Below are 12,133 nucleotides of genomic sequence, written 5' to 3' on the forward strand. Positions count from 1 at the left end.
AATTTAAGAGTGATTCGCAACGCTTGGCAGTTTCGCTTCGCTCAAGTATAGCCAAGCGCAGCTCACACCTTAATGCGGCGTTATGTTTCACTTTGATTTATAAGAAATAATGGGTTTCTTGGCGCTTATTTCTTTGGTCTCTTTGGTAATTAGTTCGAGTTGTTTCAGCAATTAAATATTGTCCGTCCAAATTCATGAATCCATCAAGCATAATCATGCTTCAAAGTTCGTGGGTTGCTTCAATTTGAAATTGCATTTGCGCGTTGATAATCGGTTTGGCTTAAAGTCGCTTTGGTTTTATTTTTCAATTAGCAAATCGGCAGCGGGGCTTTCGGCAATTTGGGTTTTGTTTTTCGTTTTTTTGAAAGGGATGCAATCACTCACTCACTAAAAGCCGTCAAAGTTGCCTCAATCAAATTCCTGAGAATTACATGCTTTGTGTTTATCGCTTTTGTCGGATTATTCCACAACGTCGTGTGACGCAAGTTAAACAATTCTTTATGCAATTTAGTTCTTTGCCATGTGAGCGAGTCAGTTGTGGTAAAACATAACAAAGTGTTTAAGAGGGATTCGTCAACGCGTGGCACTTTCACTTCAAATTGGTTTAAGTGATTAAGGTGGTCATATCCGCTTTGGCGGTAGCGTTGTCTCACCCCTTAACACGGCGTTATGTGCTTGGAGAAAAAATGCAATATATCGAAGTCAAAAGGAGCCAGATTCCGCGAGATTTGCTGCTTGAAGCTGATCCTTCTGAAGCGAGTGTTTCTTCATATTTACCCGATTCATGGTGCTTCGCTGCACTAGATAATGGGCGTGTTTTAGCCGCTTGCATAGTGAAGCCACAAACCAATAGCCTTGCTGAGATATTCAATGTCTCTGTATATCCAAAGTTACAAGGTCAAGGTGTTGGTTCTGAACTGCTTAAGTCGGTTCTGTCTCAGTTATCAAGTAAGGGAATCTCTCGTGTTGAACTGGGTACAGGCACCTTTGGCTATCAACTGACTTATTATCAGCGTCTTGGCTTTAGGGTTGACTCAATCGTCAAAGATTACTTTTTGCTGAATTATCCAGAGCCAATCTATGAAAATGGTATTCAACACAAAGACATGCTGAGATTGTACGCACAACTATAGTACGCACATAACAAAGCGTTTAAGAGTGATTCTCAACGCTTGGCATTTTCAGTTTGTATCAGCTTTAGTGTTTACGGCACAATAGGTTAGGCTGGGTGCGGGCGTTGTTCACACCTTAACGCGGCGTTATGAGGAATTTAGAGTATGCAGCAATCTCAGATTGAGGAAGAGAAAGTAGTAACAGCAGTCAAGGACTTTGCATGTTCGATAAATTCGGGGAGTAAAGTCGTTGCTGATATGTCCTCGCTGATTGATGCGACCTCCCAGCTGCCACTTACAAGTTTTGATTATTGGGAGCGAACGATTCGATCTGAATTCTCCCTTGCACTAAGAGAACTTGAGCCTCCCAAATGGAAGTTTTGGTCTAAGCCTCAAGAATTGTTAACTTGGCTAGATTTGATTAGTTGGGATGGTTACAAGAGAGAAAAAACTCTACGAACTTTGTCAGGAGCAGCCCCAAATGCTTTCTTCTTTTCTCTTGCGGTGCGTCGACTTAATGATTGGGTTCCACAAGTACGTGAAGCTGCGAGAGATAAATTGCCGGAGTTAGCAAAAGCGACAGCACCGGATTTCGTAGTCGAGGCCTTGCTAATTGCTCTTTCAAATTGGAGTTCTTGGGGCAGGATTGAAGATGCGGACAAGAAAACTCTTTTACAAATCATATCGCAGAAAGACATTGCGAACTCAATGAGGTCTAGGTTGATTTCATCTAGTGCAGGACCTATGCCTTCACTGTTTTCTCAGCTTGGCCGCACGAATGTTCTTGATGAATATTTGTCAGAAATTGCAAATCTAGCTGTGCAACCCGCAGTTCGAGCTAAAGCGTACCGAAGCCTGCTTGAAAGGCGTATAGCTTGGATAGAAGGCCGTAAATGGAAATGGACTGATATCCGTTATTGTGAGGGAAGGTTGACGCCCATCGTGTCTGAACGCAAGTTAGATATCAAAGTTCCAATATTGGAATTATTAAAATGCTCTGCTGAAGACCGGTCATCTGTTGTAAGGAGGGTGTCTGCAGAGATTTTGATTCGAGATCTAGAAGGGGTTGGAGTTTACGCTAAGGTATTAGCAGAAAAATTTGCATTAGATAAATCCTCTGCGGTGTCGGAAAGGGGACGGTTTGCATTGAAGAAGCTGCAGGAATTGGAGCGCGATAACTCCTCATAACAAGGCGTTTAAGGCAGATTCCCAACGCTTGCCGCTCATCATTCAAAGTTGGGTTTAGTGTTTAAGATGTGATGGTTTAGGTTAGGTGGTTTTGCGTTGCTCACTACTTAACGCGGCGTTATGGCTTCCTCAAAAATGACACTGTTTGGATAAACAGTATTTGTTGTTTGTGCTCTATTCGTTGTGTAAAGTATTGTTTTTACTTCAATCTAAGTGGGCATAATGAATGCGTGAATCCTTACGTCGTAAAGTGTTAGATGTTTGTGCTAAGAAAATCGCACAAAAGGGCGAGAATGTTGGAGTTTCATTCTATGCATTTTTCGCTAATAAAAACGACGATCCAGAGTTGTTAATGGAGGCAGCTACTTGGTGGATTCAAACTCACCAGCTAGATCACTTCGAAAAAGCCTATAAAATCATAGAAATGATTGAATCAGGCAAGTAAAGAACGCGTTAAGTCCAAGCCATAACAAGGCGTTCAAGTGGGATTCATGCCGCGTGGCATTTTTGGTATACGGTGAATTTTGGTGGTGAAAGTGGTCTGCGGAAAGCTGGTTTAAGCGGCATTCACCCCTTAACGCAGCGTTAGGAATTTAGAGGAAATAATAAGTGCGGTGGATTGATTACGTAGTTCAAGCCATGGAGAACTTAGGTGGTGAAGCAGCATACAGTGACCTTTATGCTGAAATTGAAGCACTGAAAGGCGGTAACTTAACTAAAAGCTGGAAAGCTACTGTAAGAAATACTGTTGAGAGTTATTCGAGCGATTCGGATAACTGGACTCCAAGTCGAGATGACCTTTTTTATAGCGTCGATGGTAAAGGTAGTGGGCGCTGGGCTCTTAGGAACTTTGAAGCAAGTCAAGTATCAGAACCGCCAGTTGATTACGATGGCGCAGATAAACAAGATTATACTGTAAGCCGTTTTATTCGGGACAGTAAACTCTCACGACAGGTTAAAACGAAGAATAATTTTAAGTGTCAAATTTGTGGTTTTACATTTCGGCTTCCAAACGGTAAACCGTATGCGGAGGCTCACCATTTAAAGCCCTTGGGTAAAGAACACAATGGTCCTGATATTGAGGGCAACTTAATATGTGTATGCCCAAATCATCATGCAATGCTAGATTATTGTTCATTAAAATTAGACGTCAGTTCTATCGTCAAGAACTCGAAGCATGAGATCACCAAAGAGTTTATTGATTACAGTAATGCACTTGTTGAGCAACATTCCTAACAAGCAATTTAAGAGGGATTCCCAACGCTTGGCATTTTTGCTTCTACTTCAAATTAAGTGTTTATGGCACAACGCTTTAGGTTTGGGTGGTAGCGTTGCTCACCCCTTAATTGGGCGTTATACCAATCTTAACATTTCGAGTGAGGAGTTTGATGTGAATAGAGGTCTTTACGCTTCGCTAATTGCTAATGAACTGTACAAGCATAGTGATAAAGAGTGGATAGTCGAGCTAGAGACATATCATAGATATTGGTATGACCTAGTGGTTAATCCTGGAGAAGTTGCAGATTATTTTGACACTAGGCAATTGATCGTAAATAACCTAAAACGAATAAAAAAGGAAGTTGAAGAGCACCTTGAAAAAAGGTTTGTATATTTCATCTGCTCACGAGAAAGGGTTAGGTTTAATACAAATAAAAAGCCGACGTTTAACCCGATTACGGGAAAAACCAAGTTGCATCTACTCGTTGGAGAGAAAGCTGTTAAGAAAAGTGTAAAGTGCACTTTTGTTGATGTAGCCACAAGAAAGGTTTCCAAACCAGATATCCAACTAACGGACAAATATATTACTTTCAAAGATTCAACAGGTTATCTAACCACATATCCTATACATGATTTTTTGGAACAATCAGAGATCAATCTTGGCATTGCTAGTAGAGTGGAATATGTAGGGTATACAAAAAACCCGCATACAAGACCAACTAATGGTTCACATACAGGGTTAAGTGATGTGTTATATCAGATCGCTGAAGAAAAAAGAGACTCACTTATTTACTTTAATGTTTTTAAAGTTACAGCACAGGCTGTGAATACAGCTATGAATGTGCAGTTTACTGTTGCTAACGCAATGAGTAATGAGGTTGATGCTGAATTAGAAGGGCAAATATTAGAAAAGTGCTTCATTTTTTATTTTAACTCTAAAAACCAAACAAGAAATAAAGAAAAAGAACGTAGAGAACTGGAAAATAATTTGGTTAAATTATCAGCGGACCACAAAATTAAAGCTATCCATGTCAGCTATGAGTTTGAAGTTCCGAATGAGTATGGTGTTCTTTCTTCGTCAGAAATTCGTCCCGCTATTGGGCATATATTTACGGTTACTAATGATTCTGATGGGATTGTTATCAAAGAAGGCTCAGAAATCTTTGATGAATTGGTATAACAATCAATTTAAGAGGGATTCAGCACGCGTGGCATTTTTGGTATGCGTTGGTTTCGGTGTTGAAGTGCTATGCGGTAGCATCGGTATTGCGTGCCTCACCCCTTAACTGGGCGTTAAACGGCTATGAGGTAAAAATGAATACGAAGCAGCTACTGCAAAGTGCTGAAAAACAATTACGAATTGCTGATAGACATCAGCCATTTGCAGTGAATTGGCGGAGTAACTTCCCTCATGGTGGCGGTGTGTATGTCATTTGGGAAAGTGGCACCCCTGTGTATGTCGGCGAGACCTCTGGAGTTCACAGTCGAATGGGTGATCTAATGCGTCCGGTTAATCATGCGTTTACAAAGAAAGTTGGAATTGAAAATGAAATTAGCGATCTCGATTTATTGAGACAGTATATTTCTGATACTTATCAAATTTCATTTATTGGTGTTGATTTCGGTCGTTCAGAAATTGAAGAGTATCTAATCCTTCGTTGGAGAAAAACACTTATCAATAAACCGACAACAAGGTTGTTAAAAGGTGAGCAATACACTTGGGTAGAAGCCGTTTACCAAACTGTTCAAGAGTGATTCGCAACGCATGGCATTTTCACTATGCGTTGCGTCTAGTGTTTAAGGTGGTATGCGTTGGCATCGGTATTGCGTTGCTCACACCTTAACAGGGCGTTAGTTGCCAACGAGGAAAATCGCGGCTAAAACAGAGTGTTTAGGTCTAATCGTTCGTGTGCTTTGCTCGATTCTGCACTTCGAACTTCGGAATCTTGGTTCGCGGAAATTGAGCTTCGTTCTTTTCCTAGTTTGGTTTGCCGTTTCAGAAGCCGATTTACTTGTTGAAAGTCAGCTCGGTGACATTGTCTGTCTAAAAGAGCTTTTTGGTGTTGTTGGTTCGTTTTCTGCGGCGCTTTGAGTTCCAAGTGGTTTCAGTGACAGGCGCTTTGAAGCTGCGCCTGATTTGAGTCTATCAATACACATAAAGCTAGTGTTGGCAAAACGGCAATCAACTTCAAATCAAAGCTTTAGGTTTGGCAACTAACAAAGCATTCAAGAGGGATTCACAACGCTTGGCAGTTTTGGTTTGAATCAGTTTTAGTGTTTACGGCACAATGGTTTAGGTTGGTCGGTGGCGTTGTTCACCCCTTAATGCGGCGTTATGTGCTTGGAGGAAAAATGCAATTTATCGAAGTTAAAAGTAGCCAAATTCCGCTAGATTTGCTGCTCGAAGCAGATCCTTCTAAGGCGAGTGTTTCATCATATTTATCAGAATCATGGTGCTTTGCTGCGCTAGATAATGAGCGTATTTTGGCGGCATGTATAGTGAAGCCTGAACCCCAAAACCTTGCTGAAATCTTCAATGTTTCGGTATATCCCGAGCTACAAGGTCAAGGAATTGGATCTCAATTACTCAAGTCAGTTCTGTCTCAGCTACCAAGTAAGGGAATCACTCGTGTTGAATTGGGTACAGGTACCTTTGGTTATCAACTGACTTATTATCAGCGCCTTGGTTTTCGTGTTGACTCGATCATCAAGGATCACTTCTTACTGAATTACCCAGAGCCAATCTATGAAAATGGTATTCAACACAAAGACATGCTGAGATTGTACGCACAGATTTAGCACGCACATAACAAGCAATTTAAGAGGGATTCACAACGCTTGGCACTTTAGTTTCTACTTCAGTTTTAGTGTTTATGGCACAATCCCTTAGGTTTGGGTGGAGGCGTTGTTCACCCCTTAATTGGGCGTTAAACGTATTATGGAGGCTTCATTGAGCGTTAAAAAAGACAATCACTTTTTGCCTCAGATGTATCTGAAAAATTGGTGCAATGAGCAGGATAAGGTATTTCAATATAGGAAAGTAGTTCAACACGAAAATGTGCCTATCTGGAAAGACTATCATCCATCAGCTATCGGTTACTCTCAGTATTTGTATGTTAATACGCAAAATGGCAACCCAGATGATGTCTTGGAAAATTGGTTTGACTCCAATTATGAATTTCCCGCCAAAAATTCGATTGATAGAGTAATTCGTAATGAGAAGCTCTCAAGGGATGATTATAAGTTATTAGCTAATTTTGTTGCACTCCAGGATTTACGTACACCAAAGCGTTACTTTGAGCATTTAGAGCGCTCTGATGAAAAGGCACTGAGTGACATTGTCGAAGATGTAGTTAATGATGTTAAATCAAAAATTCCGCCGGACTTTAAGCCTGATGGAAAGGCTCGTTACCATGATAGCTTACCAATAAAGGTGGAGATTGAAGAGGATGGTAATGACGCTTTTATTGTAAAAGTAACATGGTTGGCGGGCAGAGCTTCTTGGTTATGGTCTATAAAACATGTCCTTACTACTGTAGCTGAGCAACTACACCAAAACTCATGGACGATACTTCATCCAGCCAATGGTATGAGTTGGCTTACATCAGACAATCCAGTGGTTCGGTTAAATTATGAAAATGATAAAAGCTATGATTTTAATGGTGGTTGGGCAAACCCAAACAGTGAAGTATTTTTGCCATTGGGACCAAGGCATTTGTTGTATACGCAGGTTGGTGTTTCACCGCCCATCTTACGTGGGACTAAATTGACCGTAGAGCAAACTCGGAATATTAACCGAATGATCGCTGAGAACTGCCATAACTTCGTTGTATCTCATGAAAAAAGAGATGACGTTGAGTTGCTGATACCTAGGGTTGTAGATAAAGAAAAAGTTGAGACCGAAAAGGAACATTGGAAAAACTGGCATTTAAATCACCGAGATGCAGAGTTAGTGTTTTACGGGGATAAATACGTTTAACAAACTGTTTAAGAGTGATTCGCAACGCGTGGCATTTTTACTATGCGTTGATTTTAGTTATTAAGGTGGTATGCAGCGGCTTTGGTATTGCGTTGCTCACACCTTAACAGAGCGTTATGCTTAATCACGTAAAATCAGTGGTTTATGATTTTTCTTTGTTCCCCAGGCTTGTTTGCTTCGAGTTTTTCGGCAAGTCGGCTCCAGTGGGCGCTGCTTTCCGGACACTTATTCTTTGGCGCTAAAAACTCTGAGAATTGCCTCAATCAATTCTCGAGCAAGCGTGAGGTTAGGGCGATTGGCTCAATCAGAAATCCATTTCTAGGTTTTCAAACTTCAAACCAGATTTGCCAAAATTCCGAGCCTGATTATCAAAACTATGATTCATTTCGGTTTTCTACGTTTTGGCTTTTGTGTGTAAATCAAAGTCGAGTTAATCTTGGTTCTGGTCAAACGTAACCCATTGAAGCTTAAGCATAACAAGGCGTTCAAGAGGGATTCATGCCGCGTGGCATTTTTGGTATGCGGTGAGTTTTGGTGGTGAAAGTGGCCTGCGAGAAGTCGGTTTGTGCGGCATTCACCCCTTAACGCGGCGTTAGCTTAAAACAATGAAAATCAATTGATTGCAGCCTGTTTTTTCTTCCCTTGGCCATTCGTTCAGGTTTTCGGCAAATCAGCATTGTTTGCCAACGCGAGTTTTGAGCCGTTGCCTCAATTGAGTTTTGGGATCGCGCGAGGTTAGCCAGTTTGGCGTAAAGTCGCTTTGGAAGTTTTGCTTTCGCTTTGAGTTTTCCGAAAATGAGTTATCAAAATTTTCGAGTTTTCAAATCGCATGAAAGGCCACAAAGTTTGAGTCAATTCGGGTTTTAAGTCTCTGGTGGTTTGTTGGTTTTCCAAATCGGTTTAATCTCAGGTTTGGTAAATCTAAGGTGCTGAAATTTAAGCTAACAAGCTGCTTAAGCGGGATTCGCAATGCGTGGCATTTTTAGCATGCGGTCCTTTTTGTGATTAAGTTGGTGTGCGGTAGCTTTTGCAGTGCATTGCTCACCCCTTAGCAGAGCGTTAGCAATATAGGGATTTATATGAAAAAGTTGAGTGTTGTTCTGTTCTTATTGGTTTCAGCTTGTGTAAGAGCAAATGACGATATTCCAGAAATGAATGATAAAAATGGGTATGTTGAACCCTTTCAAATGTTTGACGATGTGTATTATGTCGGTGATAAATGGGTTTCTTCTTACGCCGTCGAGACAAATGCAGGGCTAGTTATTATTGATACGTTAGACTTCCCCTATTCTAAATGGATACCGATTAATCTTAAAAAGTTAGGGTTAGAGAAAAAGCCAGTTACGCATATTTTAGCTACTCACGGGCATTCTGATCATGTTGGTGGGGCACAATACCTTCAGGCGAAGTATGGCGCTATAGTTGTGATGACCTCAAAAGGTCATGAGCTAGCGAAAAAACAAGCAGAGAAGAGTGAGGGAGCCAATAAATTTTTGCCGCCTAATGTAGACTTGATTGTTAAAGATGGAATGAATCTTGAAATCGGAGGGAAGCCGTTTAAATTTTATATTACACCAGGTCATACAGAGGGTGACTTTTCGTTGGATTTTATGGTGCAAGATAGCGGTGCACTATATCGTGCGTTTGTCGTCGGTGGGCATAGTTTGAGTGCCAAAAATCCAGAGTTAGCGAATCAATTTTTCAAAAGTATGGATAGAATCAGAGAGATTGCCCTAAAACCTCCTGTTGTAACTGTTAACCTAGCAAATCACCCACATAAAAATGATTTGTTCGCAAATCGTGATAAACGAAAAAACGGTGCAGAAATCAATCCATTTATAAGCAAGTCCAGCTTTTTTACATTTTTAGAGCAGCAGGAAAAATTAGCGAAAGAAAAATTAGTCAAGTAGCGAAATCGGTTAACCTGAACATTAAATAAAATCACTGAAACGGGAAATATTGCTAACAAACAATTTAAGAGTGATTCCCCACGCTTGGCATTTTTGGTTTTGGGTCCAGTTTAGTGTTTACGATGTTCAATTTTGGTGTCGTGGTTGCGTGGCTCACACCTTAACAAGGCGTTATATTTTTATTTGAATTCATAGGATTATCATTATGCACCAAAAGATTCTTCGATTCAGAGTTTCTCTATTGGGAAGCGAGCCGGAAATTTGGCGAGAAATCGATGTACCAGATCATTACAATTTCTGGGAATTGCATGTTGCCATTCAAGATGCAATGGGCTGGCTTGATTACCATTTGCATGAATTTTCTCCAAGAAAATCGGGCCCTACAAAAGGTAAGAGGATCGGTCTTCCTGAGTCAGAGCATGATGAAAGTACAATTGCAGGTTGGGAACTTTCAGCAAAAAAATATTTCACATCGCTTGGTAATACAATTGATTATGTTTATGACTTTGGTGATGGTTGGCATCACGAAATTACTTTGGTTGGTATGTTTTTAGCGCCGTTAGATTCTACTTATCCTAGATGCCTAGACGGAAAAATGGCTTGTCCACCAGAAGATAGTGGTGGCTTATATGGTTATCAGAGAGTCTTAGAAATATTGTCAGATCAAAGCCATGATGAATATGCCGATACAGTAGAATGGTTGAAAAAACATGCTAAAAACTATTGGCCATATGATCAGCATGTGTTTAGTCCTAAAAAAGTAAAATTTTCAGATCCTTATCTACGTTGGTGTAATGCATTTAATCAGCCCTATCAACCGTAAAAATATAACAAGGCGTTTAAGACGGATTCACAACGCTTGGCAGTTTTGGTTTGAATAGGCTTTAGTGTTTACGGCACAATGGTTTAGGTTGGGTGGTTGCGTTGTTCACCACTTAACGCGGCGTTATGCCTCGCAAATAAAAAGGAACTATCGATGTTTAGAATCGAGACTAACCGTCTGATTATTAGGGATATGACTCCGAACGATGAAGATGATTTTGTAGCTATGTCTCAGGATGTTAAATATCAGCGTTTCTATGATGAAAGTGATTGTGACCCTAATAAATATAGGGATTTGACAAGCTTGTTTATAACTCAGGCGTCTGAGAAACCAAGAAAATCGTACCAATTAGCTGTAGAGTGTAAGGCGTCAGGTCAATTCATCGGGACTGTTTGTTTGCGTTTAGAGGACAACCAGCAAGCTTCAATGGGGTGTGCATTCTCCCGAGTGTCTCAAGGTAACGGGTTAAGTCATGAAGCGGCTTTGGCCCTAGCAGACTTTGGTTTTTCGGAGTTAGGAGTTCACCGTATTTATGCGGAGACAATCAGTAAGAACTTACCAGCAATAAAACTTTGTAAGTCTCTGGGTATGCGCCAAGAAGCTCATTTCAGAGAGCATCGCTTTTTCAAAGAACAATGGTGGGATACAGTTGTTTTGGCAGTTCTTCGAACCGAGTGGCGCAAGGCATAACCAAGGCATAACAAAGCGTTAAAGAGGGACTTGGCACGCGTGGCATTTTCAATTTGCGTTGGGTTTAGTGGTTAAGGTTCTATGCAGCAACTTTTGTAGTGCGTGCCTGCGCCCCTTAACGCGGCGTTAGGAATTTATATGAGATACAAAACGAACTGTCAATTTAACAATTTGGATTTCCACGATAGCCCAGTGTCAAAAATTGATATTGAGAAGGGATGCATTCGTCTTTATTTAGAGTTCGCGAATATTCTGCTTGAGCACGTTGATAATCCTCATTCTGTAGCGAAGTGTATAGACAATTGTGTCCTGACTTTTCATGGTGTGACTAAGAGTATTGCATCTGTTTACAATGATGAAACTAAAATATTCGAAGAGCATCAGTATCCAAAAGCACCTATTGACGAAGAAATATTAGAGGCAATAAGTAGTGTAAATGAAGAAGGGATAGTGTCTTATTCCCTAAAGGGCTTCCACTCAACGGGTTGGACTGAGTGGCATATTACAAGTAGTGGGTTTGAACTTGCTTGGAGTAGCTACTCACAAGATGCATGGTTTGTTGACTGGCCTCCGAAAATCTCGTAGATCATATTGGCTATAGCGTTGAATAAATGCCTAACAAAGCGTTTAAGGCAGATTCCCAACGCTTGGCGCTTTGCATTCTAAGTTGAGTGTAGTGTTTACGGTGTAAAGGTTTAGGTTAGGTAACTGGCGTTGCTCACTACTTAACGCGGCGTTAGTACGGGATTGGCCTCAAAGGTTAAAGTTTAGGTGTTTATCGGTTTCGTTTCTCAGCTTTACACCTGAACGGGCATGGCTTTCACGTTCTTTCCGGTGGCACTATATGCGGAGTTTCCGCTTTGACCTCACCGTTTACGGCTTCTAACTTTTTGGTTATTTCTTGGGTGCGGCTTCTCTTGTGTGGTTGGTTATTGCCTTAAATCAGGTTCTTTGGTGTGGTTGTCAAAGTTCGGTGACCGAATCCTTTGTTAATTTGAAGCTGGTTAAAATAGGGTAGTTTGGCGTGTTTTTCTTCTAGCCAGCTTGCGTTTTGAGGTTGAGTTCTAGTTTCGCATCTGTCCCTTTAGCTTCAGCGTTTTAAACCACAACTTTCGTGCTATATTTCAATATCTTGGTGCAAACCAAAAAGTTTTGAAACAGCGTACTAACAAACAATTTAAGAGTGATTCGGCACGCGTGGCATTTTTACTTT

The 12,133-nt window shown here is 40.8% G+C and carries 12 protein-coding genes; all 12 read left to right on the forward strand.

What is annotated here, in order from left to right; translation table 11 throughout:
• Window positions 1-686 precede the first annotated feature (686 nt).
• A complete protein-coding gene (locus VPR01S_RS21545; RefSeq protein WP_021707478.1) occupies window positions 687-1,133 on the forward strand; it encodes a GNAT family N-acetyltransferase in 447 nt (148 codons plus the stop codon).
• A 144-nt stretch (window positions 1,134-1,277) separates the two neighbouring features.
• A complete protein-coding gene (locus VPR01S_RS21550) occupies window positions 1,278-2,300 on the forward strand; it encodes a hypothetical protein (protein WP_021707479.1) in 1,023 nt (340 codons plus the stop codon).
• Window positions 2,301-2,526: 226 nt separating this feature from the next.
• Entirely contained in the window at window positions 2,527-2,745 is a 219-nt protein-coding gene (locus VPR01S_RS21555) for a DUF6500 family protein (protein WP_021453865.1), read from the forward strand.
• A 164-nt stretch (window positions 2,746-2,909) separates the two neighbouring features.
• Window positions 2,910-3,536 (forward strand): HNH endonuclease, encoded by a 627-nt coding sequence (locus VPR01S_RS21560; protein WP_021707480.1) that lies wholly within the window; start codon window positions 2,910-2,912, stop codon window positions 3,534-3,536.
• Complete coding sequence (locus VPR01S_RS21565) at window positions 3,499-4,698, forward strand: hypothetical protein (RefSeq protein ID WP_156008768.1); 1,200 nt, start codon at window positions 3,499-3,501, stop codon at window positions 4,696-4,698. Before VPR01S_RS21560 ends, VPR01S_RS21565 begins: the two co-directional genes overlap by 38 nt.
• Window positions 4,699-4,832: 134 nt before the next feature.
• Window positions 4,833-5,273, forward strand: a complete 441-nt coding sequence (locus VPR01S_RS21570; RefSeq protein ID WP_021707482.1) for a hypothetical protein — start codon at window positions 4,833-4,835, stop codon at window positions 5,271-5,273.
• 597 nt (window positions 5,274-5,870) lie between these two features.
• Window positions 5,871-6,317, forward strand: a complete 447-nt coding sequence (locus tag VPR01S_RS21575; protein WP_021707483.1) for a GNAT family N-acetyltransferase — start codon at window positions 5,871-5,873, stop codon at window positions 6,315-6,317.
• A 151-nt stretch (window positions 6,318-6,468) separates the two neighbouring features.
• Window positions 6,469-7,497, forward strand: coding sequence for a DUF4238 domain-containing protein (locus tag VPR01S_RS21580; RefSeq protein ID WP_021707484.1), 1,029 nt, complete (start codon window positions 6,469-6,471; stop codon window positions 7,495-7,497).
• Window positions 7,498-8,576: 1,079 nt separating this feature from the next.
• Window positions 8,577-9,407 carry an MBL fold metallo-hydrolase gene (locus VPR01S_RS21585; RefSeq protein ID WP_021707485.1) on the forward strand — a complete coding sequence of 277 codons (831 nt, stop codon included), beginning with the start codon at window positions 8,577-8,579 and terminating at the stop codon, window positions 9,405-9,407.
• 205 nt (window positions 9,408-9,612) lie between these two features.
• Window positions 9,613-10,230, forward strand: a complete 618-nt coding sequence (locus VPR01S_RS21590) for a plasmid pRiA4b ORF-3 family protein (RefSeq protein ID WP_021707486.1) — start codon at window positions 9,613-9,615, stop codon at window positions 10,228-10,230.
• 153 nt (window positions 10,231-10,383) lie between these two features.
• Window positions 10,384-10,920: a GNAT family N-acetyltransferase gene (locus VPR01S_RS21595; protein WP_021707487.1), complete on the forward strand. Its 537-nt coding sequence runs from the start codon at window positions 10,384-10,386 to the stop codon at window positions 10,918-10,920.
• 138 nt (window positions 10,921-11,058) lie between these two features.
• Entirely contained in the window at window positions 11,059-11,505 is a 447-nt protein-coding gene (locus VPR01S_RS21600) for a hypothetical protein (RefSeq protein WP_021707488.1), read from the forward strand.
• The last annotated feature ends 628 nt before the right edge of the window (window positions 11,506-12,133 follow it).

The sequence above is a fragment of the Vibrio proteolyticus NBRC 13287 genome (assembly GCF_000467125.1).
In the GTDB taxonomy this organism is placed as follows: domain Bacteria; phylum Pseudomonadota; class Gammaproteobacteria; order Enterobacterales; family Vibrionaceae; genus Vibrio; species Vibrio proteolyticus.

Coding starts and splice junctions, on each gene's coding strand:
- VPR01S_RS21545 (WP_021707478.1), top strand. CDS start 687: ATGCAATATATCGAAGTCAAAAGGAGCCAGATTCCGCGAGATTTGCTG.
- VPR01S_RS21550 (WP_021707479.1), top strand. CDS start 1,278: ATGCAGCAATCTCAGATTGAGGAAGAGAAAGTAGTAACAGCAGTCAAG.
- VPR01S_RS21555 (WP_021453865.1), top strand. CDS start 2,527: ATGCGTGAATCCTTACGTCGTAAAGTGTTAGATGTTTGTGCTAAGAAA.
- VPR01S_RS21570 (WP_021707482.1), top strand. CDS start 4,833: ATGAATACGAAGCAGCTACTGCAAAGTGCTGAAAAACAATTACGAATT.
- VPR01S_RS21575 (WP_021707483.1), top strand. CDS start 5,871: ATGCAATTTATCGAAGTTAAAAGTAGCCAAATTCCGCTAGATTTGCTG.
- VPR01S_RS21585 (WP_021707485.1), top strand. CDS start 8,577: ATGAAAAAGTTGAGTGTTGTTCTGTTCTTATTGGTTTCAGCTTGTGTA.
- VPR01S_RS21590 (WP_021707486.1), top strand. CDS start 9,613: ATGCACCAAAAGATTCTTCGATTCAGAGTTTCTCTATTGGGAAGCGAG.
- VPR01S_RS21595 (WP_021707487.1), top strand. CDS start 10,384: ATGTTTAGAATCGAGACTAACCGTCTGATTATTAGGGATATGACTCCG.
- VPR01S_RS21600 (WP_021707488.1), top strand. CDS start 11,059: ATGAGATACAAAACGAACTGTCAATTTAACAATTTGGATTTCCACGAT.